Origin of the sequence: Serratia sp. LACPHL-BACT-2024-00286, assembly GCF_043109535.1 — a bacterium.
GTDB classification, from domain to species: Bacteria; Pseudomonadota; Gammaproteobacteria; order Enterobacterales; family Enterobacteriaceae; genus Serratia; species Serratia sarumanii.
Genome location: NZ_JBICNA010000001.1, coordinates 461519 through 486912, shown reverse-complemented (window position 1 = coordinate 486912; position 25394 = coordinate 461519). Strand labels below are relative to the sequence as shown.

General features: G+C 56.7%; 22 protein-coding genes. 7 read left to right on the top strand and 15 right to left on the bottom strand.

Features of this window, described 5'->3' with window-relative positions:
- Window positions 1–79: 79 nt before the first annotated feature.
- Complete coding sequence (locus tag ACF8MC_RS02415) at window positions 80–643, bottom strand: TetR/AcrR family transcriptional regulator (protein ID WP_039565828.1); 564 nt, start codon at window positions 641–643, stop codon at window positions 80–82.
- 127 nt (window positions 644–770) lie between these two features.
- Between ACF8MC_RS02415 and smfY the strand changes: the two genes are divergently transcribed.
- On the top strand, window positions 771–2243 hold the full coding sequence (gene smfY, locus ACF8MC_RS02410) for a multidrug efflux MFS transporter SmfY (RefSeq protein ID WP_033634780.1): 1473 nt from the start codon (window positions 771–773) through the stop codon (window positions 2241–2243).
- 200 nt (window positions 2244–2443) lie between these two features.
- Window positions 2444–2935, top strand: coding sequence for a Dps family protein (locus ACF8MC_RS02405; RefSeq protein WP_004932132.1), 492 nt, complete (start codon window positions 2444–2446; stop codon window positions 2933–2935).
- 45 nt (window positions 2936–2980) lie between these two features.
- Here the strand turns inward: ACF8MC_RS02405 and ACF8MC_RS02400 are convergent, their stop codons facing one another.
- On the bottom strand, window positions 2981–3157 hold the full coding sequence (locus ACF8MC_RS02400) for a YciY family protein (protein WP_025159792.1): 177 nt from the start codon (window positions 3155–3157) through the stop codon (window positions 2981–2983).
- A gap of 242 nt (window positions 3158–3399) precedes the next feature.
- Between ACF8MC_RS02400 and cls the strand changes: the two genes are divergently transcribed.
- Both cls and ACF8MC_RS02390 read left to right on the top strand, forming a co-directional pair.
- The gene (cls, locus tag ACF8MC_RS02395) at window positions 3400–4860 is read left to right on the top strand and encodes a cardiolipin synthase (protein WP_033634781.1); all 1461 of its coding nucleotides are present in this window, start codon (window positions 3400–3402) and stop codon (window positions 4858–4860) included.
- A gap of 56 nt (window positions 4861–4916) precedes the next feature.
- Complete coding sequence (locus ACF8MC_RS02390; RefSeq protein ID WP_004932139.1) at window positions 4917–5240, top strand: HI1450 family dsDNA-mimic protein; 324 nt, start codon at window positions 4917–4919, stop codon at window positions 5238–5240.
- A 73-nt stretch (window positions 5241–5313) separates the two neighbouring features.
- Here ACF8MC_RS02390 and oppF read toward each other — a convergent pair whose 3' ends face one another.
- The 7 genes from oppF to ACF8MC_RS02355 all read right to left on the bottom strand — a co-directional run bounded on the left by oppF (window position 5314) and on the right by ACF8MC_RS02355 (window position 14032).
- Window positions 5314–6315, bottom strand: a complete 1002-nt coding sequence (gene oppF / locus ACF8MC_RS02385; RefSeq protein ID WP_025303071.1) for a murein tripeptide/oligopeptide ABC transporter ATP binding protein OppF — start codon at window positions 6313–6315, stop codon at window positions 5314–5316.
- Window positions 6312–7328 (bottom strand): ABC transporter ATP-binding protein, encoded by a 1017-nt coding sequence (locus tag ACF8MC_RS02380; protein WP_033634782.1) that lies wholly within the window; start codon window positions 7326–7328, stop codon window positions 6312–6314. The genes oppF and ACF8MC_RS02380 overlap by 4 nt, the downstream gene beginning before the upstream one ends.
- 11 nt (window positions 7329–7339) lie before the next feature.
- Window positions 7340–8248 (bottom strand): oligopeptide ABC transporter permease OppC, encoded by a 909-nt coding sequence (gene oppC, locus ACF8MC_RS02375; RefSeq protein WP_033634783.1) that lies wholly within the window; start codon window positions 8246–8248, stop codon window positions 7340–7342.
- Window positions 8249–8262: 14 nt separating this feature from the next.
- Window positions 8263–9183, bottom strand: coding sequence for an oligopeptide ABC transporter permease OppB (gene oppB, locus ACF8MC_RS02370; RefSeq protein ID WP_033634784.1), 921 nt, complete (start codon window positions 9181–9183; stop codon window positions 8263–8265).
- An 83-nt stretch (window positions 9184–9266) separates the two neighbouring features.
- The gene (gene oppA, locus ACF8MC_RS02365; RefSeq protein ID WP_033647597.1) at window positions 9267–10904 is read right to left on the bottom strand and encodes an oligopeptide ABC transporter substrate-binding protein OppA; all 1638 of its coding nucleotides are present in this window, start codon (window positions 10902–10904) and stop codon (window positions 9267–9269) included.
- Between the two features lie 149 nt (window positions 10905–11053).
- Window positions 11054–12691 (bottom strand): ABC transporter substrate-binding protein, encoded by a 1638-nt coding sequence (locus ACF8MC_RS02360; protein ID WP_041035408.1) that lies wholly within the window; start codon window positions 12689–12691, stop codon window positions 11054–11056.
- A gap of 696 nt (window positions 12692–13387) precedes the next feature.
- Window positions 13388–14032, bottom strand: a complete 645-nt coding sequence (locus tag ACF8MC_RS02355; protein WP_015378089.1) for a YchE family NAAT transporter — start codon at window positions 14030–14032, stop codon at window positions 13388–13390.
- 531 nt (window positions 14033–14563) lie between these two features.
- On the opposite strand from ACF8MC_RS02355, the gene adhE reads away from it, so the two are divergent.
- A complete protein-coding gene (adhE, locus tag ACF8MC_RS02350; protein WP_033634787.1) occupies window positions 14564–17236 on the top strand; it encodes a bifunctional acetaldehyde-CoA/alcohol dehydrogenase in 2673 nt (890 codons plus the stop codon).
- A 119-nt stretch (window positions 17237–17355) separates the two neighbouring features.
- On the opposite strand, the gene ACF8MC_RS02345 is transcribed toward adhE, so the two are convergent.
- Window positions 17356–17940 carry a thymidine kinase gene (locus tag ACF8MC_RS02345; RefSeq protein WP_033634789.1) on the bottom strand — a complete coding sequence of 195 codons (585 nt, stop codon included), beginning with the start codon at window positions 17938–17940 and terminating at the stop codon, window positions 17356–17358.
- Between the two features lie 700 nt (window positions 17941–18640).
- Between ACF8MC_RS02345 and hns the strand changes: the two genes are divergently transcribed.
- Window positions 18641–19048, top strand: coding sequence for a histone-like nucleoid-structuring protein H-NS (hns, locus tag ACF8MC_RS02340; RefSeq protein ID WP_004932170.1), 408 nt, complete (start codon window positions 18641–18643; stop codon window positions 19046–19048).
- Between the two features lie 186 nt (window positions 19049–19234).
- Here hns and ACF8MC_RS02335 read toward each other — a convergent pair whose 3' ends face one another.
- From ACF8MC_RS02335 to rssA, 5 genes are all read right to left on the bottom strand, one after another.
- Window positions 19235–20245, bottom strand: a complete 1011-nt coding sequence (locus ACF8MC_RS02335; protein WP_164105012.1) for an NAD-dependent epimerase — start codon at window positions 20243–20245, stop codon at window positions 19235–19237.
- A 9-nt stretch (window positions 20246–20254) separates the two neighbouring features.
- The gene (locus ACF8MC_RS02330; protein ID WP_033634791.1) at window positions 20255–21598 is read right to left on the bottom strand and encodes a UDP-glucose/GDP-mannose dehydrogenase family protein; all 1344 of its coding nucleotides are present in this window, start codon (window positions 21596–21598) and stop codon (window positions 20255–20257) included.
- A gap of 40 nt (window positions 21599–21638) precedes the next feature.
- A complete protein-coding gene (galU, locus tag ACF8MC_RS02325) occupies window positions 21639–22556 on the bottom strand; it encodes a UTP--glucose-1-phosphate uridylyltransferase GalU (RefSeq protein WP_033634792.1) in 918 nt (305 codons plus the stop codon).
- A 212-nt stretch (window positions 22557–22768) separates the two neighbouring features.
- Window positions 22769–23782, bottom strand: a complete 1014-nt coding sequence (gene rssB, locus ACF8MC_RS02320; protein ID WP_033634794.1) for a two-component system response regulator RssB — start codon at window positions 23780–23782, stop codon at window positions 22769–22771.
- Between the two features lie 103 nt (window positions 23783–23885).
- Window positions 23886–24788, bottom strand: coding sequence for a patatin-like phospholipase RssA (rssA, locus tag ACF8MC_RS02315; protein WP_033634795.1), 903 nt, complete (start codon window positions 24786–24788; stop codon window positions 23886–23888).
- A 118-nt stretch (window positions 24789–24906) separates the two neighbouring features.
- Between rssA and ACF8MC_RS02310 the strand changes: the two genes are divergently transcribed.
- A complete protein-coding gene (locus ACF8MC_RS02310) occupies window positions 24907–25371 on the top strand; it encodes a YchJ family protein (protein ID WP_033634796.1) in 465 nt (154 codons plus the stop codon).
- Window positions 25372–25394 lie beyond the last annotated feature (23 nt).

Sequence of the window (25394 nt, the reverse complement as noted above, 5' to 3'; positions counted from 1 at the left end):
CAGCACGGAGTGGCTGGCTTAAAAGTTCTTCGAGGGAATATCTTGTTCGATAACCATACGCCCTTCACTGCGGGCTTTACTAGCTATCAGTGCGATAGGCATCCTCAGTTAAAATCAACGCCTGCATATCGGTGAACATCGTTTCCCATTCCGCCTGGTCGATATCCATCAAACCAAAATAACGCAGCATAAAGGCGCCTTCGGTGGCTAGAAACGCCAGGCGCGCGCGCTTGCCCTCTTCGGTGGTCAAATCGAGCCCGGCGATGCGGCTGCGATACCATTCGCGCGTGCTCGCCAGATGCTCCGGCGTTTGAATCAGCGTCGCCATCAGCCCGGCGGCCTTGGCGCTGGCGGTCTGATCCGAACTGTGGGTGGCCAGCATATGCGCCCGCACAGCGGTCTGCGGCGAAGGATCGTCGCCGGCGATAGCCGTGAACAGCGTTTCATAGGCACTGCCCCAGCGATCGAACATGGCATCAATCAGGGCGTCTTTGCTGCCAAAGCAATACTGCACCCCGCCCTTGGAGATCCCCATCGCTTTGGCGACGGCGTCGATGGTCAAGCCGGCGGCGCCCTGGGTGGCGACGATCTCTTCGGCGATGTCCAAAACCTTGTCGCGATCGATGCTGCGTTGACGTCCCATTAAGAAACCCTTCTTTTCAATACGAACGTATGGATATATATTATCACCAGTATACCACCCGGCATCGCCGGTGGGTTACCCGAATGGCGGCGCCTCCGCGCGGCCCACTTTAACTGGATTATGACTTATGTACGCCAAGAACCGCTGGTTGATCCTGACGATGGTCGCCAGCGCCCTGTTCCTGATCGTCATCGATATGACGGTGTTATATACCGCCCTGCCGCGCTTAACCCAGGCGCTGGACGCCAGCGCTTCGCAAAAACTCTGGATCGTCAACGCCTACCCGCTGGTGGTGGCCGGCCTGTTGCCCGGCGCCGGCATGCTGAGCGATCGCATCGGCCATAAACGGCTGTTTCTCGCCGGACTGCCGGTGTTTGCCGTCGCGTCGCTGTGCGCCGCGTTCTCGCCCACCGCCGAGTGGCTGATCGCCGCCCGGGTGTTCCTCGCCGTTGGCGCGGCGATGATGATGCCCGCCACGCTGTCCATCGTGCGCCACGTCTTTACCGACGAACGCGAACGCGCGCTGGCGATCGGCATCTGGGCCTCGGTGGCCTCCGGCGGCGCGGCCATCGGCCCGGTGGTCGGCGGCCTGCTGCTGGAGTATTTCTGGTGGGGTTCGGTGTTCCTGATCAATGTGCCGGTCGTGCTGCTGGTCTGGCCGCTGGCGTGGAAACTGATCCCGCGCTGCGGTGGCGATAACCCGCGCCCTTCGGACATCGTCGGCTCGGTGCAGATCATGATTGGTCTGGTCGGCGCTATCTATGCGCTGAAGGAGCTGAGCAAGCCGACGCCTGATGTGAGTGCCTTGCTTGTGGCAGCCCTGATCGGCGTGTTGTTCCTGGCCCTGTTCGTGCGTCGTCAGCAGCGCAGCGCCCACCCGATGATCGATTTCTCTCTGTTCCGCAACCGGCTGTTCGCCGGCGGCATCGGCGTGGCGCTGCTTTCGATGGTGGCGCTGATCGGCATCGAACTGGTGCTCAGCCAGCGATTGCAGCTGGTGCTCGGCCTCAGCCCGCTGCAGGCGGCGCTGTTTATTTTGCCGATCCCGCTGGCCTCGGCGCTGGCGGGACCCGTAGCCGGCCTGCTGTTGCCGCGCTACGGCGAACGCAGCATCATCCTCGGCGGTTTTGTCCTGACCACTCTCGGCATCGCCGGTCTTGCCGCGTTATACCAGAGCGGCATGGCATTGCAATTGGTCAGCCTGGCGCTGGTGGGCTTTGGCCTCGGCGGCGTGATCACCGCCGCTTCCACCGCCATCATGCTGAACGCGCCGGAGGAAAAATCCGGCATGGCGGCGTCGATCGAGGACGTCTCCTACGAACTGGGCGGCGTGCTGGGCGTGACGCTGCTCGGCGGGTTGATGACGGCGGTTTACAGCCACAGCCTGGCGCTGCCGGCGGAGCTGCCGGTCAACCCGCTGGCATACGACAGCATCGACGAAGCCCTGCGCCTGGCGGCCGGGATGGCGGCCGATCGCGCGCAGCAGCTGACGCAGCTGGCGCGTCTGGCCTTTGATCGCGCGTTTATTACGGTACTGATCGCCGCCGCGCTGTTAATGGCGCTGGGCGCCGGGGCGGTAAAACTGGCGCTGCGCAAGTAACCGATAAAAGCGGCTTTTTTCGCCGGCGGAACCTGCGTAAACTAATTCGGCAATTTGCTCGACGGATTTGTCGTCATCGGTTTGAACGATGGCAATAATGCCTGTTATCGTGTTTAACCCTGCGATAAATCCGGTTACTGTATCCCCTATGGAAATTGATTCTGTCTACTATCGGAACAGATAATCAGGAGAAGATTATTATGGCAACGGCAAAGAAAGCAGCGAAAACCCATATCGGCCTCGACAGTAAACAATCGGCAAAACTCGCCGAAGCGCTGAACGCGCTGTTGGCGAACTATCAGGTGCTGTATATGAACGTGCGCGGCTATCATTGGAACATTACCGGCCCGCAGTTCTTTGAACTGCACGCGAAGTTCGAAGAGACATATAACGATCTGCTGACCAAGGTGGACGAGCTGGCGGAACGTATTCTGACGCTGGGCTCGCAGCCGCGTCACGCTTTCAGCGACTATCTGAAAACCGCCGACATCAAGGAACACACCAACGTGACCGATGATAAGGGCACGCTGCGCGGCCTGTTGGAAGGGTATTCAATCTTGCTGCAACAGCAGCGTGAACTGCTGACGGTGGCGGCGGACGCCGGCGACGAAGGCACCGCGTCGCTGATGAGCGATTACATCAAAGAGCAGGAAAAACAGGTCTGGATGCTCAACGCCTATCTGGGCAAATAACCCTGGCGCCATAACAAAACAGTCCCTTACGGGACTGTTTTCGTTTTACCACTCGCAGGATACCGCAAACAGCAGCGCGCGCCGATGCTGATCGTCCAGGCGGCGCCGCACCCGGATGATATGGCGATTGCTGCACGACTGGCGCTCCAGCCAGCGATGCCGGCGGCGTTGGCTCTGCCGCAACATGCGCCAGCGGCCCACTTCATTTCTACTGCGTCTCATAATTCCGTCACTCGTTCGTCTAATGCCAACCGCGGGCATTATAGCCCTTTCCGCCCGTGATCCAAGCCGCCGTTATCGGCGGCACAGCGGACGCCGCGCGGGCAAAAGCCGCCCTTTCATTTTCAGCAAGTGCCTTAACTTCATCATATTTATGTAACATAAGCGCCGATAAAAGGTTTCGCCTTGCCCGATCTGTGCGTACACTCATCATTGGTGGTTTGCGAACGGGATTTTTCGCCTTTATGACAACATTTTATACCGTAATCAGTTGGCTCATGGTGTTCGGCTACTGGCTGCTGATCGCCGGCGTGACGATGCGCATTTTAATGAAGCGCCGTGCGGTTCCCTCTGCCATGGCCTGGCTGCTGGTTATCTATATTCTGCCGCTGTTCGGCATCGTGGCCTATTTATCGTTCGGCGAGCTGCATCTGGGCAAGCGCCGGGCCGAGCGCGCCAAGGCCATGTGGCCGTCGACCGCCCGTTGGTTGAAGGAGCTGAAAGAGAGCCGCCGCATCTTCGCCACCGAATACAGCGAAGTCGCCGAACCGCTGTTCCAGCTGTGCAACCGCCGCCAGGGCATCGACGGCGTCAAGGGCAACCAGCTGCAGCTGCTCACCACCACCGACGACACGCTGAAAGCGCTGATCCGCGACATCGAGCTGGCGCGCCACAACATCGAAATGGTGTTCTATATCTGGCAGCCCGGCGGCCTGGTCGATCAGGTGGCCGAATCGTTGATGGCCGCCGCGCGGCGCGGCGTACACTGCCGCCTGATGCTCGACTCCGCCGGCAGCCTGCAATTTTTCCGCAGCCCCTACCCGGCGATGATGCGCAATGCCGGCATCGAAGTGGTGGAAGCGCTGAAGGTCAACCTGCTGCGCGTGTTCCTGCGCCGCATGGATCTGCGTCAGCACCGCAAAGTGGTGCTGATCGACAACTACATCGCCTATACCGGCAGCATGAACATGGTCGACCCGCGCTACTTCAAGCAGGATGCGGGCGTCGGCCAGTGGATCGACCTGATGGCGCGCATGGAAGGCCCGGTGGCCACCACCATGGGCATCGTCTATGCCTGTGACTGGGAGATTGAAACCGGCAAGCGCATTCTGCCGCCGCCGCCGGACGTCAACATCATGCCGTTCGAACAGGAGAGCGGCCACACCATTCAGGTGATCGCCTCCGGCCCCGGCTTCCCCGAGGAGATGATCCACCAGGCGCTGCTGACCGCGGTCTATTCCGCGCGCGAGCAGCTGATCATGACCACGCCGTACTTCGTGCCGAGCGACGATCTGCTGCACGCCATCTGCACCGCCGCCCTGCGCGGCGTCGAGGTCAGCATCATCGTGCCGCGCGACAACGATTCGATGATGGTGCGCTGGGCCAGCCGCGCGTTCTTCTCCGAGCTGCTGGAGGCCGGCGTCAGGATCTATCAGTTCGAAGGCGGCCTGCTGCATACCAAGAGCGTGCTGGTGGACGGGCAACTCAGCCTGGTCGGCACCGTCAATCTGGATATGCGCAGCCTGTGGCTGAATTTCGAGATCACGCTGGTGATCGATGATGACGGCTTCGGCAGCGATTTGGCCTGCGTGCAGGAAGATTACATCGCCCGTTCCAAACTGCTGAACGCCAAAGAGTGGCTGAAGCGGCCGTTCTGGCATCGCCTGGTCGAGCGCCTGTTCTACTTTTTCAGCCCGCTGCTGTAAAAGCCGCGACGAGCGTGCTTTAATAGCGCCAAATCATTTGTTATCAGGATTTTTTTATGGATTTGAATAACCGCCTTACCGAAGACGAAACGCTGGAACAGGCCTACGACATCTTCCTCGAATTGGCCGGCGACAATCTGGATCCGGCGGATATTCTGCTGTTCAACCTGCAGTTTGAAGAGCGCGGCGGCGCCGAACTGTACGACCCCTCCGAAGACTGGAGCGAGCACGTGGATTACGATCTGAACCCGGACTTCTTCGCCGAGGTAGTGATCGGTCTCGCGGACAGCGACGGCGAGCCGATCAACGACGTGTTCGCCCGCGTGCTAATCTGCCGCGAGAAAGACCACAAGCTGTGCCACATTCTGTGGAAAGAGTGATTCGCCGATAGCATATCGGATAAAAAAAGCCCCGCTCATTCAGCGGGGCTTTTTGTTGCCGGCTAGCGGCGCATTACAGCGGATCGACCTTCAGGCACGAAACCGCATGGCGGAAACTGCCCTCCAGCAGCGGACGCGTCTTGGCGCACTCCGGCCCAGCGATCGGGCAGCGGGTGCGGAACACACAGCCGGTCGGCGGGTTGATCGGCGAAGGCAGCTCCCCTTCCAGCAACTGGATCTGCTTTTCCTTCTCCTTGTCCGGATCCGGGATCGGCACCGCCGACATCAGCGCTTTGGTGTAAGGGTGCTGCGGATTGTGGTACACCTCGTCATAGGTGCCCAGCTCCACCGCATGGCCCAGATACATCACCAGCACGCGATCCGAAATGTGCTTCACCACCGCCAAGTCGTGGGCGATAAAGATCAGTGACAGCCCCATCTCGCGCTGCAGCTGCTGCAGCAGGTTCACCACCTGCGCCTGAATCGACACGTCCAGCGCGGAGACCGGTTCGTCGCAGATCACCAGCTTCGGCTCGAGGATCAGCGCGCGCGCGATGCCGATACGCTGGCACTGGCCGCCGGAAAACTCGTGCGGGTAGCGGTTGATCAGGTTAGGCAGCAGGCCGACCTTCAGCATCATCGCCTTGACCTTGTCCTTCACTTCCTGACGCGGCATTTTCGGGTAGTAGGTGCGCAGCGGCTCGGCGATGATCTCGCCGATGGTCATGCGCGGGTTGAGCGAAGCCAGCGGATCCTGGAAAATCATCTGGATATCGCTGCGGGTTTTGCGCCAGTCGGCGTCGCTCATGCCCAGCAGATCTTTGCCCAGCCAGGCGACGCGCCCGCTGGTGGCCTTCACCAGGCCGATGATGGCGCGCGCGAAGGTGGATTTGCCGCAGCCGGACTCGCCGACCACGCCCAGGGTTTCCCCCTCGAACAGCCGCAGCGTGACGCCATCGACCGCTTTCAGGGTTTTCGGCGGCTGCCAGAACCACTGTTTGTCGTCATGAATGTCGAAGTGCACTTTCAAATCGGCCACTTCGAGCAGCACTTTCTTGTCGGTTACCGCTGTCATACCAACGCCTCCACCGGTTTAAAGCAGGCGCGCAGGCGCCCTTCCCCAAATTGCTCCAACGGCGGAGCGCTCGCACACTGTTCCATGGCGTACGGGCAGCGCGGCTGGAACGGGCAGCCTTTCGGCAACCGCAGCAGGTTCGGCGGGTTGCCGGGAATGGTCAGCAACGCTTCGCCTTCGGCGTCGAGGCGCGGCACCGCGTTCAACAGGCCGATGGAGTACGGATGGCTCGGCTGGTAGAACACCTCGCGCGCGCTGCCGTATTCCATGGTGCGGCCGGCGTACATCACCAGCACCTTGTTGCAGATGCCGGCCACCACGCCCAGGTCGTGGGTGATCATGATGATCGCGGTGTTGAACTCGCGCTTCAGTTCGTTGAGCAGCGTCATGATCTGCGCCTGGACGGTCACGTCCAGCGCGGTGGTCGGTTCGTCGGCGATCAGCAGCTTCGGCCGGCACAGCAGCGCCATGGCGATCATCACGCGCTGGCGCATGCCGCCGGAAAACTCGTGCGGATACATGCGCATGCGCTTGCGCGCTTCCGGCATTTTCACCGCGTCGAGCATGCGTACCGACTCTTCGAAGGCTTCGCTTTTGCTCATTTTCTTATGCAGCATCAGCACTTCCATCAGCTGTTCGCCAACGCGCATATAAGGGTTGAGCGAGGTCATCGGGTCCTGGAAGATCATCGAGATCTCTTCGGCCCGCAGCTTGTTGAGCTGATTTTCCGGCAGGTTGAGAATTTCACGGCCGTTGAATTTGGCCGAGCCGCCGATGCGGCCATTGCTGGCCAGCAGCCCCATCAGGGCGAATGCGGTCTGCGATTTGCCGGAACCGGATTCACCGACGATGCCCAGCGTTTCGCCGGCGCGCAGGTCGAAGTTCAGATCGTTCACCGCCGTCACGTCGCCGTCCGGGGTGGAGAACGTGACGCGCAGGTCTTTCACGTCCAGCAGCGGCGACGTTTTGACGCCGGCGCCGGTTTGCAGTTGAGGATGTTCAATGGTGCTCATGATTGCACTCCTTAACGATCTTTCGGGTCGAGGGCGTCACGCAGGCCATCGCCGATAAAGTTGAAACAGAACAGAGTGACAACCAGGAAACCCGCCGGGAACAGCAGCAACCACGGTGAAACTTCCATTGAGTTGGCGCCGTCGCTAAGCAATGCGCCCCAGCTGCTGAGCGGCTCCTGCGTGCCCAGCCCCAGGAAGCTGAGGAAGGATTCGAACAGGATCATGCTCGGCACCAGCAGCGAGGCATACACCACCACCACGCCGAGCACGTTCGGCACGATATGCCGCAGCACGATATTGCGCGTGGAGACGCCGCACACCAGCGCCGCTTCGATGAACTCCTTGCGCTTGAGACCGAGGGTTTGGCCGCGCACGATACGCGCCATATCCAGCCACGACACCATGCCGATCGCCACGAAGATAAGCAGGATGTTCTGGCCGAAAAAGGTCACCAGCAGGATCACGAAGAACATGAACGGGAAGGAGTTGAGGATCTCCAGCAGGCGCATCATCACCGAGTCGACCTTGCCGCCCAGATAGCCGGACATCGCGCCGTACAGGGTGCCGACGATCACCGCCACCAGCGCCGCCGCCACGCCGACCATCAGCGAGATGCGCCCGCCGATCGCCACGCGCACCAGCAGATCGCGCCCGGAGGAGTCGGTGCCGAAATAGTGCCCCGATTCCACGCTTGGCGCGGCGGACATCATCGCCCAATCGGTATCGTCGTAGGCAAATTGCGACAGCATCGGCGCCAGCACCACAAACAGCGTGATCAACACCAGAATGAACAGGCTGCTGACCGCCGCGCGGTTGTGCATAAAGCGCCGGCGCGCGTCTTGCCACAGGCTGCGTCCTTCCACTTCCAGCTTCTCGCTGAAGTGTTCCAGAGCTTCGCTGTTCTTTTTAGTCAACATCATTCGCGTGCTCCAGATTAATAACGGATTTTCGGATCGATGACCGCATACAGCACATCGACGATCGCGTTGAACAGAATGGTCAGTGCGCCCACCAGAATGGTCAGGCTCAATACCAGGGAGTAGTCGCGGTTCAGCGCGCCGTTAACGAACAGCTGGCCGATCCCCGGCAGACCGTAGATGGTTTCGATCACCATCGAACCGGTGATGATGCCGACGAACGCCGGGCCCATGTAGGACAGCACCGGCAGCAGCGCCGGCTTCAGCGCGTGGCGGAAAATGATGCGACGCATCGGCAAGCCTTTGGCACGCGCGGTGCGGATGAAGTTGGAGTGCAGCACTTCAATCATCGAGCCGCGCGTGATACGGGCGATGCTGGCAATATAGGCCAGCGACAGCGCCACCATCGGAAGGATGATGAATTTAGGCGCGCCGCCGTTCCAGCCACCGCCCGGCAGCCATTTCAGCGTGATGGCGAAGATCAGCACCAGCAGCGGCGCCACCACGAAACTGGGTATCACCACCCCGGTCATGGCGAACCCCATCACCGTGTAGTCCCATTTGGTGTTCTGATTCAGCGCGGCGACAACGCCGGCGCTCACCCCCAGCACCACCGCCAGCAGAAACGCGGCCAGGCCGAGTTTGGCGGACACCGGGAAAGAGCCGGCGACCAGATCGTTGACCGAATAGTCCTTGTATTTAAAGGACGGGCCGAAGTCTCCCTGCGCAAGCTGCGCCAGATAATGACCGTACTGTTTCCAGATCGGGTCGTTCAAATGATATTTGGCCTCGATATTCGCCATAACTTCCGGCGGCAATGCGCGCTCCCCGGTAAATGGACTGCCGGGCGCCAGGCGCATCATGAAGAATGAGATGGTGATAAGGATAAATAGTGTCGGGATCGCTTCCAGCAAGCGACGAAGTATAAATTTAAGCATTGCCCTAACCCTGTGCGACAGCCTGATGACGGCTTATTATTCTCAACATGGGCCGGCGGCCTGCGCCGCCGGCTCTTACCGTATCAATGCTTGATGATGTACAGGTTTTTGTCGTACACGTTATCAAGCGGGTCTTTGCCGGTGTAGCCACCGACGTAAGGTTTCACCAAACGGGCGTTCACGTAGTAATACAGCGGAACGATGGCGGAATCCTTATCCAGCTGAACTTCCGCTTTCTGATACAGATCGGCGCGCTCGTCTTTGGTCTTCGCGGTCAGCACGTTGGCCATCAGCTTGTCGAACTCGGCGCTCTTGTAGTGCGGGGTGTTACTGCTGCTGTCGGACAACATCATGTTCAGGAACGAACTCGGTTCGTTGTAGTCGGCGCACCAGCCGGCGCGCGCCACGTCATAGGTGCCCTGATGGCGGGTATCCAGGAAGGTTTTCCACTCCTGGTTCACCAGCTTCACGTCCACGCCCAGGTTTTTCTTCCAGATGGAGGCGGCGGCGATCGCCAGCTTCTTGTGCAGGTCTGAAGTGTTGTACAGCAGGGAGAAGGTCAGCGGTTTGCCCGGGCCGTAGCCGGCTTCCGCCAGCAGTTTCTTCGCCGCTTCGTTGCGTTTTTCCTGCGTCCAGCCGAACCACTCCGGCGGGGTCAGCTTGGCGCCGTCGGTGTATGGCGGCGTAAAGCTGTAGGCCGGCAGATCGCCCTGGTTTTTCACCTTGTTGACGATGATGTCGCGATCCATGCCCAGCTTCAGCGCTTCACGCACGCGCGCATCGGTGAACGGCGCCTTCTGGTTGTTGATTTCGTAGTAATAGGTGCACAGGTAAGGATCGACATGCACCTCTTTCGGGATCTCTTTCTTCAGCTTCTGGAACAGTTCGATCGGCATGTTGTTGTAAGTCATGTCGATTTCACCGGTGCGGTAGCGGTTAACGTCGGTCACTTCCGACGAAATAGGCAGGAACGTCACTTTATTGATGATGGTTTTGGCGTTATCCCAATATTCCGGGTTGCGTTCCAGTACGATGCGTTCGTTGACAATCCAGTCTTTCAGTTTGTAGGCGCCGTTGCTGACGTAGTTGGCCGGCAGCGTCCACTTCTCGCCAAACTTCTCCACCGCGTCTTTGTAAACCGGCTTCATGGCGTAGTGCGGGGTCATTTCAACCAGATAAGGCACCGACTCGCTCAGGGTCACCTGGAAGGTGTGGTCGTCGATGGCCTTCACGCCCAGCGTCGACTTGTCTTTTTTACCGGCGATGATGTCATCGACGTTTTCCACATGGGCGTACTGCAGGTAGCTGGCGTAAGGCGACGCGGTTTTCGGATCCACCACGCGCTGCCAGCTGTAGACGAAATCTTGCGCCGTTACCGGCTTGCCGTTGGACCATTTGGCGTCTTTACGCAGGTGGAAGGTCCAGACTTTGAAATCCTTGTTATCCCAGCTTTCCGCGACGCCCGGCACGATGGAACCGTCCGGGCTGTTGTTCGCCAGGCCTTCCATCAGATCGCGGGTGACGTTGTTTTCCGGCACGCCCTCGATTTTGTGCGGATCCAGCGACTGCACTTCGGAACCGTTGTTTTTGACGATTTCTTGCTTGTCGGCCAGCTGCACGCCTGCAGGAACGTCGGCGGCAAAGGCGGAGGTGGTTGCTGTGATGCCCAGCGCGGCGATGACGCCGGCGGCAATGAGCGTTTTCTTCGTGATGTTGGTCATACTTATCGACTCCAGTTTTTTATTATCACAGGCTCTTCGTGGAGCCTGCGTTGCCCGTAAGCGGACTCTGTTTTCCCGCCGCCGCGGAACGAATGCGGCGGCCGGCCTTCCCTATATTCCTCCGCGAACTAGCGCCAGGAATACCCCTTTTACTGCTTGATAATGTACAGATTTTTAACGTCGGTATAGTCCAGCGGATCTTTGCCGGTGAACCCGCCCACCGTCGGCTTGATCAACCGCGCGCTGACGCGGTAATAAACCGGGACCAACGCGGAGTCTTTGTCCAGCTGCGCTTCCGCCTGCTGATAGAGCGCGGCGCGCGCAGCCTCATCCGGCGCCTTCAGCGTGGCGGCCATGATGGCGTCGAACGCCGGGCTCTTATAGAACACGGTATTGATGCTGCTGTTGGACAGCACCAGGTTCAGGAACGCGCTGGGCTCGTTGTAATCCCCGCACCAGGTGGCGCGCGCCACGTCGTATTGCCCCTGATGGCGGCTCTCCAGCGACGTTTTCCATTCCTGGTTGCGCAGCGTGACCTCAGCGCCCAGGTTCTTCTTCCACATCGACGCAGCGGCGATCGCCTGCTGTTTGTTTTGATCGGAGGTGTTGTACAGCAGCGAGAATTTCAGCGGCTTGGCGTCGCTGTAGCCCGCTTCCGCCAGCAGTTTCCTGGCTTCAGCGTTGCGCTGTTCCTGGCTCCAGCCGGCCCACGCGGGTTGCGTGAAGTTAGCGCCTTCCGTGAAGGTCGGCGTGAAGCTGTAGGCCGGGATCTGCCCCTGGCCCATGATCTTGTTGGCGATGATGTCGCGATCCAGCGTCATCTTCACCGCCGTACGCACGCGCGCATCGGTGAACGGCGCCTGCTTGTTATTGAGCTCGTAATAGAAGGTGCACAGATAAGGGTTAACGTGCAGCTGTTCAGGCATTTCGCGCTTCATCTTGACGTACAGGTATGGCGGAATGGCGCTGTTGGTGATATCGATCTCGCCGCTGCGGAAGCGGTTAACGTCGCTGACTTCCGAGGTAATCGGCAGGAAGGTCGCCTGATTGATCACCGTCTGCTTGTTGTTCCAGTAGCTCGGGCTGCGCTCCAGCACGATGCGCTCGTTCACCACCCACTCTTTCAGGCGGTAAGCGCCGTTACCGACGTAGTTGGCGGGCAGCGTCCATTTATCGCCGAATTTCTCCACCACCGCCCGCTTGACCGGTTTTAGCGACGTGTGGCTCAGCATGCTGATGAAATACGGCACCGGCTCGCTCAGCGTCACCTGCAGCGTTTGATCGTCCAGCGCCTTGACGCCGAGGGTCTGCGGGCTCTTCTTACCGGTCAGGATGTCGTCAATATTCTCGACTTTGGTGTATTGCAGGTAGCTGGCATAGGGCGAGGCGATTTTCGGATCGGCCAGACGCTGCCAGCTGTAGACGAAATCTTGCGCGGTCACCGGGCTGCCGTCGCTCCACACCGCGCCGGGACGCAGGTGGAAAGTCCACTGCTGATAATTCTGGTTATCCCAGCTCGCCGCCGCCGCCGGCACCACATGCCCGTTGGCGTCGGTGCTCACCAGCCCTTCCAGCAGGTTAAGAATGATATTGCTTTCCGGTACGCCCTCGACCTTATGCGGATCCAATGAAGCCACTTCGCTACCGTTGTTGATCACAATATTCTGCTGCTGCGCCAACTGAACGCCGGCCGGCACCTGCGCCGCCCAACCACTATTTACGGCGCCGACGCTCAGCGCGCCGCTAATCAACAAGGTCAAAGAAGTACGCTTCAGGGTTTGCTGCATAATCGAGGCTCCTTTTCACCGACAAGCATCGCTTATCGAAGTTTGTGAAGTGTTTATAAGAATTCTAAATAAACGGATACCAGCAAAAATCATTCCCGTTTTTATGGCGCATTTCAGTTAATTGACCACGGGAAAGTTGCTCGGAAATTAGCAGAAGCCAAATTCCATAGCCAATAAATTTTACGAAAATGTTAAGCAATTCTCTTTTATCGCACGAAGCCCGATCCGTCCCCTGCGTTCGAGGCCAAGAAAAACCAATATCATTGATATGATTTTAAAGGCAAAAAAACCGAATTCATTTCAATTGAAACCGTCAGCACGATCTCACCGCCGCGAAAAGAAACATTCAGTTAACAATCCAATCATTCAAAGAACAAACACCTGTCTACGGGCGGTTAATCACTAATAACACCTGGATGAAAGTGAGACAAGCCCCACAGAATGATGTGACTAATTTAACAACAGCTTTACCGTTGAACGGGGGCAAAATGCGCGAAAAGGGGGGAGGAAAAGTGTTTGAAATAGCGCTCAGCGTTTTTTTTGAGCAGCAACATGAGATTTATGCAACATAAGAGTGCAACGGCATAATTTTTATTCACTCTGTGCACTATAATAATGCGAACCAATAAATAATTTAAACTTTAAAATTAATTTTAGCCGCGCCGACGCGAAAGGTACGCGGCTAAACAAAGGGTATTACAACAGGCCGGGGAATATCGCCTTAATGCCGGTAACGATAAACTCGATGCCGAGCGCCATCAGCAGCAGACCCATGATACGGGTGATCACGTTGATGCCGGTCTGCCCCAGCAAACGCACCAACAGCGGCGCGGCGCGGAACAACAGCCAGCAACAAAAGGCGAACAAGGCGATCGCCACCGTAAAGCCGAGCAGGCTTTGCCAGTTGTGATAACGGGAACTCCACACGATGGTGGAACTGATCGCCCCCGGCCCCGCCATCAGCGGCAGCGCTAGCGGCACCACGCCGATGCTTTCGCGGATCGCGCTCTCCGATTTCTCCTGCTTGTTTTGCTTGTCTTCCCCCAGCTTGCCGCTGATCATCGACATGGCGATGGTCACCACCAGAATACCACCGGCGATGCGGAACGAATCGATAGAGATGCCGAACATCCGCAGGATCCCTTCGCCCAGGAACAGCGACGTCCACAAAATGATGGCGACCGACAGGTTGGCGGTCAGGTTGGTTTTATTGCGCCCCGCTTCCGCCTGGTAGCTGGTCATGCTGATAAACACCGGCAAAATGCCCACCGGGTTGACCAGCGCAAACAGACCGACAAAGAACTTGATAAAGCCGGAAAGATCCAACAGAGATTGGCCCACAGATGCTCCGCATTAATCGCTATAAAAAAGGTGTGCTGCCTATGCGCGCTAATGTAATGGAATTGGCGCGGGTAATCCATCCGGCCCAAGCAGCATTTTTGACTGTCAGCAAGTTATGCAACGAAACAAATGCCCTTTGTTAAAGTGATGTATGGCCTTTTGATTTTTTATGTTGAAAAAAGAGTCATCGCTCACAGTTATCAAGAATGATTCCCAACACCGGCAAGCTGAAAGGTGTCAGCTTGCACTTTTCATGATTTAGATCACAAATCGACTACCCAACAGTGGGTAAGCTCTTAGTCGTAGTCAGGGAGTAGAACAAAGTCGGCGGCAGCCCAGCCGGTTCCCTTCTCCTCACTGCCTGCCCCTCCGGTTGGCGTAGGGTGAAGCTCTTTAAGCAAATCAGCAGCATGCGAAGAAATAACGCGGGAAAGCCCCGGTATTCAAATCACCGTTTATTCCCGTTATGACTATACTAGTGGCTCGCACGGCTTATTTACTGAAAGAGTTTAACATTATCAGGAGAGCATTATGGCTGTAACGAATGTCGCTGAACTGAACGAGCTTGTCGCACGTGTCAAAAAAGCCCAGCGCGAATATGCCAACTTCACTCAAGAGCAAGTGGATAAAATTTTCCGCGCTGCCGCCCTCGCCGCTGCTGATGCCCGTATCCCGTTGGCCAAAATGGCCGTGGAAGAATCCGGAATGGGTATCGTCGAAGACAAAGTGATCAAAAACCACTTCGCTTCCGAGTACATCTACAACGCCTATAAAGATGAAAAAACCTGTGGCATCCTGTCTGAAGATGACACCTTCGGTACCATCACCATCGCCGAGCCTATCGGCCTGATTTGCGGTATCGTCCCTACCACCAACCCAACTTCTACCGCGATCTTCAAAGCGCTGATCAGCCTGAAAACCCGTAACGGCATCATCTTCTCGCCGCACCCGCGTGCGAAAAATGCCACCAACAAAGCCGCCGATATCGTGCTGCAAGCCGCTATCGCCGCCGGCGCGCCGAAAGACATCATCGGTTGGATCGACCAACCGACCGTCGAGCTGTCCAACCAGCTGATGCACCACCCGGACATCAACCTGATCCTGGCCACCGGTGGCCCGGGCATGGTGAAAGCCGCCTACAGCTCCGGCAAACCGGCCATCGGCGTCGGCGCCGGTAATACGCCGGTGGTGGTAGACGAAACCGCAGACATCAAGCGCGTGGTCGCCTCTATCCTGATGTCCAAAACCTTCGACAGCGGCGTTATCTGCGCTTCCGAACAGTCGGTCATCGTCGTCGACTCTATTTATGATGCGGTACGCGAACGCTTCGCTTCCCACGGCGGCTATCTGCTGCAGGGTAAAGAACTGAAAGCGGTGCAGGACATCATCCTGAAAAACGGCGGTCTGAACGCGGCCATCGTCGGGCAATCCGCACCGAAAATCGCCGAGATGGCAGGCATCAAAGTGCCGGCCAACACCAAAGTGCTGATCGGCGAAGTGAAGCTGGTCGACGAGTCCGAACCTTTCGCCCATGAAAAACTGTCGCCGACGCTGGCGATGTACCGGGCCAAAGACTTCGAAGACGCCGTCGCCAAAGCCGAAAAACTGGTCGCCATGGGCGGTATCGGCCACACTTCCTGCCTGTACACCGACCAGGATAACCAAACGGCTCGCATCGCCTACTTCGGCGATAAAATGAAAACGGCTCGCATCCTGATCAACACCCCGGCTTCTCAGGGCGGTATCGGCGACCTGTATAACTTCAAACTCGCGCCTTCGCTGACGCTGGGTTGCGGCTCCTGGGGTGGTAACTCCATCTCTGAAAACGTCGGACCTAAACACCTGATCAACAAGAAAACTGTAGCGAAGCGAGCAGAAAACATGTTGTGGCATAAACTTCCGAAATCGATCTACTTCCGCCGTGGCTCGCTGCCTATCGCGCTGGAAGAAGTGGCGACCGACGGGGCAAAACGCGCCTTCATCGTGACCGACCGTTTCCTGTTCAACAACGGCTATGCCGACCAGATCACCAAGGTTCTGAAGTCTCACGGCATCGAAACCGAAGTGTTCTTCGAAGTGGAAGCCGACCCGACGCTGAGCATCGTGCGTAAAGGCGCCGAGCAGATGAACTCCTTCAAACCGGACGTCATCATCGCGCTGGGCGGCGGTTCGCCGATGGACGCTGCGAAAATCATGTGGGTGCTGTACGAACATCCTGAAACCCACTTCGAGGATCTGGCGCTGCGCTTCATGGACATTCGCAAGCGTATCTACAAGTTCCCGAAAATGGGCGTGAAAGCGAAGATGATCGCTATCACCACCACCTCAGGCACCGGTTCGGAAGTCACGCCATTCGCCGTCGTGACCGACGACACCACCGGGCAGAAATACCCGCTGGCCGACTATGCGCTGACCCCGGACATGGCGATTGTCGACGCCAACCTGGTGATGAACATGCCGAAATCCCTGTGTGCCTTCGGCGGTCTGGATGCGGTCACCCACGCGCTGGAAGCCTACGTCTCGGTGCTGGCGAACGAATACTCCGACGGCCAGGCGCTGCAGGCGCTGAAACTGTTGAAAGAGTATCTGCCGGCCAGCTATAAAGAAGGCGCGAAAAACCCGGTTGCTCGTGAACGCGTGCACAACGCCGCCACCATCGCCGGTATCGCTTTCGCCAACGCCTTCCTTGGGGTTTGCCACTCCATGGCGCACAAGCTGGGTTCGGAGTTCCACATTCCGCACGGCCTTGCCAACGCGATGCTGATTTCCAACGTTATTCGCTACAATGCGAACGACAACCCGACCAAGCAGACGGCCTTCAGCCAGTACGACCGCCCTCAGGCGCGCCGCCGCTACGCTGAAATCGCCGACCACCTCGGCCTGAGCGCCCCGGGCGACCGCACCGCGCAGAAGATTGAGAAACTGCTGGCCTGGCTGGACGAGCTGAAAACCGAGTTGGGCATCCCAACCTCCATCCGCGAAGCGGGTGTGCAGGAGGCGGACTTCCTGGCGAAAGTCGACAAGCTGTCGGAAGACGCGTTCGACGACCAATGCACCGGCGCCAACCCGCGCTATCCGCTGATTGCCGAACTGAAGCAAATCATGCTGGATACCTTCTACGGCCGCGAATTCAGCGAAGCGGTAGAAGAGGAAGCTGCCGCTCCTGCTGCCGCCAAAGCCGCGGTAAAGAAGCCCAAGAAATAACAGTTCCGTGAACCGATAGAAAAACCCGCCACACGGCGGGTTTTTTATTGCGCCCGAGGCGCTGCATTTCGACTCAGGTCACCAAAAGGCTTCAGCGGGCTTTGGCGGCGTTTTCTCCCCTACTCCAGGGAGTGAATCGCCTCTTTATAATGCTTGCGGCAGACGGAGACATAGCTCTCGTTACCGCCAATCACCACCTGCTCACCGGCGTGCATCGCCTGGCCGTTTTCATCCAACCGCAACACCATATTGGCTTTGCGCCCGCAGTGGCAGATGGTTTTCAATTCCACCAGCTTATCAGCCCAGGCCAGCAAATATTGGCTGCCGATAAACAGCTCACCGAGAAAATCGGTACGCAGGCCGTAGCACAATACGGGAATGTCCAGTTGGTCCACCACATCGCACAATTGCTCAACCTGGGCCTTGGTCAGGAACTGGCTTTCATCCAGCAGCACGCAATGCACCGGCTGCTGTTGATGCTCCTGCTGAATCATGGCGTACAGCATCGAGTCGTTATTATAGAGCTGGGCCTGCGAGGATAAACCGATGCGCGAGCTGACTTTGCCTACCCCAAAGCGGTGATCGATCTCCGCGGTGAACACCAGCGTGCGCATACCACGTTCTTGATAGTTATATGAAGACTGTAGCAGCGCGGTGGACTTGCCGGCATTCATCGCAGAGTAATAAAAATAAAGTTGAGCCATGGCCCCGCAACTCCGATGGTATAAGAAATATTCAAATGTTGATTAGGACGGTGAGTGTACCATAACCCGCCCCCCGACTCAGCCCAAAGCGAGCGAATATTGCGTTCGCCGTAATAATGCGCTTTCAAGCGAAACATATCCTTCTGTCGGCCCGTTCTTTTTACCGCTATTTACAGGATAATGTATGCCTGTCATCACTATTAATTCTTGCTAATGGTTAAGCCGGTCATTTGCCGATTAATGCATAATCCCCCCTTTCACCTCGGCAGGCGCCGCGACCGCGGCGGAGTGCTTGCCTATTATACGTGAGGCCAATACAGGGCATTTAATCACCTTCGTTCTCCCCCGACGTTTCCTGACGCAATCTTTACCCAGATACCCCTATTGTTTACAATGTCTGCCTCGTCATGACGTGATTAAGCCCACAGAACCCATTGTAATATTGATATAAATTACAGCGATAACTTATCGATGAAAGCCTTGCGCCACGCGCATTTTAAAGCATGCCTGCTGAAATTTTGACTTAAGTGCGGTGAGGGTAATAGTTAACAGCCCTTCCTATATTAGTCGGACAGATCCGATTAACGGTTTTTTAAAAGGTAAATTTGAGTATTCAAGTCAATTTGGCTATTGCAGAAAGGAAAATAGCACTCTATTATTATCGAGACGCCCCCCACCAATATAATTTGAGACTAGGACAATGAGCGAAGCATTAAAGATTTTGAACAACATCCGCACTCTGCGCGCCCAGGCAAGAGAATGCACACTGGAAACGCTGGAAGAAATGCTCGAGAAACTGGAAGTTGTTGTGAACGAACGTCGCGAAGAAGACAGCCAGGCTCAAGCAGAAATCGAAGAACGCACCCGTAAACTGCAGCAATACCGCGAAATGCTGATTGCTGACGGTATCGATCCGAATGAACTGCTGCAAACCATGGCTGCCAACAAGGCTGCCGGCAAAGCAAAACGTGCAGCACGTCCTGCTAAATACCAATATAAAGACGAAAACGGCGAACTGAAAACCTGGACCGGCCAAGGCCGTACCCCTGCGGTGATTAAGAAAGCTATCGAAGAGCAAGGTAAATCTCTGGATGATTTCCTGCTGTAATAGCGATTCAGTCCGTATCTGAAAGGCTCCCTGCGGGGGGCCTTTTCATTTTAAAGCTTATAGCCGTGATCCCGCCTCATCCCTTTTCTTTTAGTAAATATCCTAATTCGCATTTTCCTCCTTGCACGAAATCCCAGTGAAAAAAAAGGGCCCTAAGGCCCCTTTATCGCATTTACCCTCGTTCAATTATTGAACCTGGTAGAATGCCTTATACCAATCAACAAAGCGCTTCACACCCTCTTCAACGCTGGTTTCCGGCTTAAAACCAATGTCACGATAAAGCTCTGCGGTATCCGCGCTGGTATCCATCACGTCGCCAGGTTGCATCGGCAGCATATTCTTGCGGGCCGTTACCCCCAAAGCCTGCTCCAATGCCGTGATATATTCCATCAGTTTAACGGGGGAGTTATTGCCGATATTATAAACATGATACGGCGCGGAACTGGTCGCCGGCGATCCCTGTTCAACGGTCCATGACGGATCTACCTGCGGAATAACCGCCTGCAGCCGCACAATCGCCTCGGTGATATCATCAATGTAAGTAAAGTCACGGTGCATTTCACCGTGGTTATATACATCGATGCTCTCCCCCGCCAATATGGCCTTGGTAAACTTGAACAGCGCCATATCCGGACGCCCCCAGGGACCATATACGGTAAAGAAGCGCAGCCCCGTCGTCGGAAGACCGTATAAATGAGAGTAGCTGTGTGACATCAGCTCATTGGCTTTTTTGGTTGCCGCATACAGTGACACAGGGTGGTCGACAGAATCTTCGGTAGCAAACGGCAGCTTGCGATTGAGGCCATAAACAGAGCTGGAGGACGCGTAAAGTAAATGCTCGACCTTATTATGCCGGCAGCCTTCCAGCACGTTCAAATGGCCGATCAGGTTGGCGTCCGCATAAGCCAACGGGTTGACCAGCGAATAACGCACGCCGGCTTGCGCGCCCAAATGAATGACGCGCTGAAACTGATGCTCGGCGAACAATGCCGCCATGCCTTCGCGATCGGCCAAATCCAGCTTGATAAAGCAGAATCCCGGCTTATCCGCCAGTCTGTCCAGACGGGCCGTTTTCAGGCCCACGTCATAATAGTCATTCAGGTTATCGATGCCGACAACCTGATGCCCGGCGGTCAACAAACGCTCTGCAACGTGATAACCAATAAACCCTGCGGCGCCTGTAACCAGGAATTTCATGGTCACTCCTTAAATAACCGGTTTAATCGATGCGCCGCGGCCAATCGCATAGTAGGTAAAGCCACGATTCGCCAAACGCTCCGGATCGTACAGGTTACGTCCATCGAAGATCACCGGCTGTTTCAACGCACCCTTGATCACGTCGAAGTCCGGCGCGCGGAAATTCTGCCATTCGGTGCAAATCACCAGCGCATCGGCGCCGTGCAACGCAGCCTCTTTGGTGCCCATCAGTTTCAGATCGTCACGCTGGCCATAGATGCGCTGAACTTCGTTCATCGCTTCCGGATCGTAGGCTTGAACGGTGGCGCCGGCAGCCCACAGTTGCTCCATCAGCACGCGGCTGGAGGCTTCACGCATGTCATCGGTATTCGGCTTGAACGCCAGGCCCCACAGTGCGAAGGTTTTGCCCTTCAAATCGCTGCCGAAATAGTCTTTGATAAAGCTGCTCAGCTTGTCTTTCTGTTGGTAGTTGACCTGCTCTACCGCCTGCAACAGCTTCGGTTGGTAACCGATCTGCTCCGCCGTGCGGATCAAGGCCTGCACATCTTTCGGGAAGCAAGAGCCACCGTAGCCACAGCCAGGGTAGATAAAGTGATAGCCGATGCGTGAATCGGAACCGATGCCCTGACGCACTTTCTCGATGTCCGCGCCCAACATTTCCGCCAGGTTGGACATTTCGTTCATAAAGCTGATTTTGGTCGCCAACATGCAGTTGGCGGCGTATTTGGTCAGCTCCGCGCTGCGGATATCCATCATGATCATACGATCGTGATTGCGGTTAAACGGCTCGTACAGCTCGCGAATAGGTTCGATCACCTCTTTATTATCGGTACCGATCACGATGCGCTCAGGGCGCATGCAGTCAGCCACCGCAGCGCCTTCCTTCAGGAATTCAGGGTTGGACACCACGTCGAACGGCACGTTGCTGCCGCGCTTAGCCAGCGTTTCCGCCATCACCTGACGCACCTTGTCCGCCGTGCCGACCGGCACGGTGGATTTGTCGATCACCACTTTGCGATCGGTCATGTGCTCGGCGATGGTGCGCGCCACCGCGGTGACATATTTCAGATCGGCGGAGCCGTCCTCATCCGGCGGCGTGCCGACGGCGATAAACTGGATATTCCCGTGCGCCACGCCCGCTTTGGCATCGGTGGTGAAATGCAGGCGTCCGGCCTCATAGTTTTGCTGCACCAGCGGCGCCAGGCCCGGCTCAAAAATCGGGATATTCCCTTTTTTCAGGTTTTCGACTTTTCGCTCATCAACATCGATGCACATAACGTCATGGCCAACTTCAGCCAGCACCGCGGCCTGTACCAGCCCCACATAACCAATACCAAAAACTGTTACTTTCATGTGAAAATCCTAGTTTTTCAAATTAAGACGAAAGATCAAATTACTTCTTGTCAGCGGCAACAACCTGTTGCAGCCACTGAGAAAATTCTTTGCCCAGGCTGGCATGACGCATGCCGTACTCTACAAAAGCCTGCATGTAACCCAGTTTGTTACCGCAGTCATGGCTCACGCCTTTCAGGTGATACGCTTCCACCGTTTCCTGCTGCATCAGCATTTCGATGCTGTCAGTCAGCTGAATTTCATCGCCGGCGCCTGGAGGCGTTTTCGCCAACAGCGGCCAAATATCGGCGGACAACACGTAACGCCCGACAATCGCCAGGTTGGAAGGCGCTTTATCCGGCGACGGCTTCTCGACCACGCTGACCATCGGCGCGCTTTCGCCCGGTTGCAGATCGACGCCCTTGCAGTCGGCTACGCCGTAGTTTCCGACATCCTTATGCGGCACGGGTTCAACCATGATTTGGCTGACGCCGGTGGTTTCGAAGCGCTGCAGCATTTCGTGCAGGTTGTCTTTTTTCGGATCGGCGCTGTATTCATCGAGGATCACGTCAGGAAGCACCACCGCGACCGGCTCATCGCCCACCATCGGGTAGGCACACATAATTGCGTGCCCCAGGCCTTTGGCATTGCCCTGACGAACCTGCATCACGGTAACGCCTTTCGGGCAGATCGACTGCACTTCATCCAGCAATTGGCGCTTGACGCGTTTTTCCAGCATCGCTTCGAGTTCGAAACTGGTATCAAAATGGTTTTCGATCGAGTTCTTGGAGGAGTGGGTGACCAGCACAATCTCGTTAATCCCCGCCGCAATGCACTCATTGACGACGTATTGGATCAGCGGTTTATCAACCAGCGGCAGCATTTCTTTCGGAATGGCTTTGGTGGCCGGCAACATCCGCGTACCCAAGCCTGCAACCGGGATCACGGCTTTTCTGACTTTGCGATTTACAGCAGGCATTATTTCCTCTCTTAAAGCTAAAGCGCTCATTTTATGAGCTTGGCTCGATATAAAAAAACCTTCGGAGTATACCAGCTTATACGCGCCGAGCATTAGCCGGAACACAAATAGAAAACATTTAGGACTATTACCCGTTCGGATAATCGGGAGAATAAATAAACGGTTTAATTACCGATAAGTGAATAGCTTAAGATCTCGCCGATCGCTGCCTGTTATTCAGCGCTGAGCATCAGCCGCAATCGGCCACCGCTGCCCCATACCTGACACTGCCAGGCGGCACAGCGCTGACTGATCTGATTCATGTAGGTAGCTCCCAGCGTCCCCAGCGGCACGCCGTTGTTCAGCTGGATTTGATTGTCACCGGTATTGACGTTGGCATGCAGCCCGGCGGAAACCAGGATCAGGTTTTTATTTTCGGCGTGATAATATCCCAACAACAGAGGGAATTGACCGTCTAATTTCCCCTGCCGCAATAATTGATTAACCTGCTTTAACAATGCCGACATTTGCGGCAGACGATGCTGTTGATTAGCCAGATGATCTTGCAGCAGCCCATTAAATAACGCGCGCAACAGCAAAGCCGCCAATACGCCATTATCGCCGGCGCGCGTGACGTCCAGGCAATAGAATGCCAGATCCTTTTCTGACAAGGCGGCGATATCCAGCACCAGGCCGGGATTTTCGCCGGTGGTTAACTGCCGATAGTTGATCCGGCAATGCGCAATGGTCTGCTGTACCGGCGGCTGCAATTGTTTAAGCAGTTTGACGGCTTCGGAAGGATTTTTGCTCAGCGCATCCCAATCCTGAAACAGTTCAACCTCTTCAATCGCCTGGGAGGTGAACATATTGGGGTATAAGCACGCCAGCACCGCTTCACGCAGGCGGTTGAGATCGGTCAGCGGCTTGAGCAGCACATCCTGCACGCCCAACCGCAGCACCTTGGCGATGTCAGCCATCTTGTCGGTGGCCGAGATCACCAGCACCGGGATCTGTACCCCCTGCAAACGCAGGTGTTCAACGAATTCGATACCGCCCATTTCCGGCATCGCGAGATCGCACAGAATCAGATCCGGCTTGAAGTCATCGACGGCACTCAACGCCTGTAAACCGTTGGTCGCCTCGCCGGTTTCAGCGCCCAGCGAGGCCAAATAACCGACCAGCACCGAACGAAAAACCTGTTCGTCCTCAACGATCAAGATGCGCTTGTGAGTAAGTGGTAATGCCATCAGCCGAGCCTCGTCCCTTTCCATAGTGTAATAGTGGCTCAAAAAGGTCACTTATGCTCGTCTGAAACAGACTGACCGCGCAATGCCAACCGAGAACCGAGAATTATCTATTTTTTATCAACGGCAACAACCGATCCAGTTGTTTTTCCACCGCCAGCAATCCCGCTTCGATCGCTTCATTGGCGCGGTGGAAATCCAGCGTCGAGATTTGCGGGCAAAAAGGTTGAATCAGCACATCCGGCGGATCGCTCGCCATCCGGTTGCGCTTCAGGCGATTTTCCAGCATTTGAATCGAGGTGCCCATGACCTCCATCGCCGTGGGCGCCGCCGCCGGTTTGCGCTGCCGCATTCTGCCGATGCGCTCCCGCAGACGCCCGCGCCAGGTGGCCGCTGGCGCATCGTCCGGGCTTTCTTCCTCGATACGTATCGAGAACAGATCCTGCTGCATCAGGTGCGCGTCATGCTGCAGATCGACCGCGATGACGATATCGGCGCCCATGGCGCGGCAAAGCGACACCGGCACCGGATTGACCACCGCGCCATCCACCAGCCAATAGCCGTCGGCCCACACCGGTGCCAACAGGCCAGGCATGCTGCAGGAGGCGCGTATCGCCTGATGAATATCGCCTTCAGTCAGCCACAGCTCACGCCCGGTGCTGAGATTGGTCGTCACGGCGCCGAACTTCAGCGCACATTCGGCGATATCATTGATCTTCAACAACTGTCCGACGGCGTTAAACACCCGCTCGCCGCGCAACAGGCCGCCACGGTGCCAGGAAAAATCCATCAGGCGAATCACGTCCCAATAGCTGAACGATCGCACCCACTGCTCCATCGCCGGCAGACGATGGCTGGCGAACGCCGCCCCCACCAACGCGCCGACGGAGCAACCGGCCACGATATCAACCTCAATCCCCAGTTTCTTTATCGCATTAATCACGCCGATGTGCGCCCAGCCTTTGGCCGAGCCCGCCCCCAGCGCCAGTCCGATCTTGATTTGCCGCATAGCGCCATCCTCGCGGTGAAAGGTGTTCTCTGCTTTCAGGGTAGATTGTCACTGACGAATATTGTTAGGTAACATATGCGCTAAATTCATTTTCTGCCTCGTGTTCTCAGGAGTTATTTTGCCCGAATCATGCCCATGCGGCAGCGGACAGGCGTATAACGCGTGCTGCGCCCCTTTTATCAGCGGCAATCAGCCCGCGCCCACGCCCGGTCAGCTGATGCGTTCACGCTTCACCGCCTACGTGAGTCATAACGTCGACTATCTGATCGCCACCTGGCACCCCGACTGCGGCGCCGAAGCGTGGCGCAATGCAATCGTCGACAGCTTTAAAAATACCGAATGGTTAGGCCTGACGATCGTGGAAGAGAAAGCCGGTCATGAGCCGGATGAAGGCTTCGTCGAATTCATCGCCCGCTTTATCGATGGCGAAAGCGGCGAACCACAGGCGATGCATGAGCGCTCGCGCTTCCTTCGTCGCGATCAACGTTGGTATTATATCGACGGCACCAAACCCCAGCCCGGCAGAAATGCGATGTGTCCCTGTGGCTCAGGGAAAAAATACAAGAAGTGCTGCGGGCGCTAGCCGGCCGGCGCTTCACGTTTACG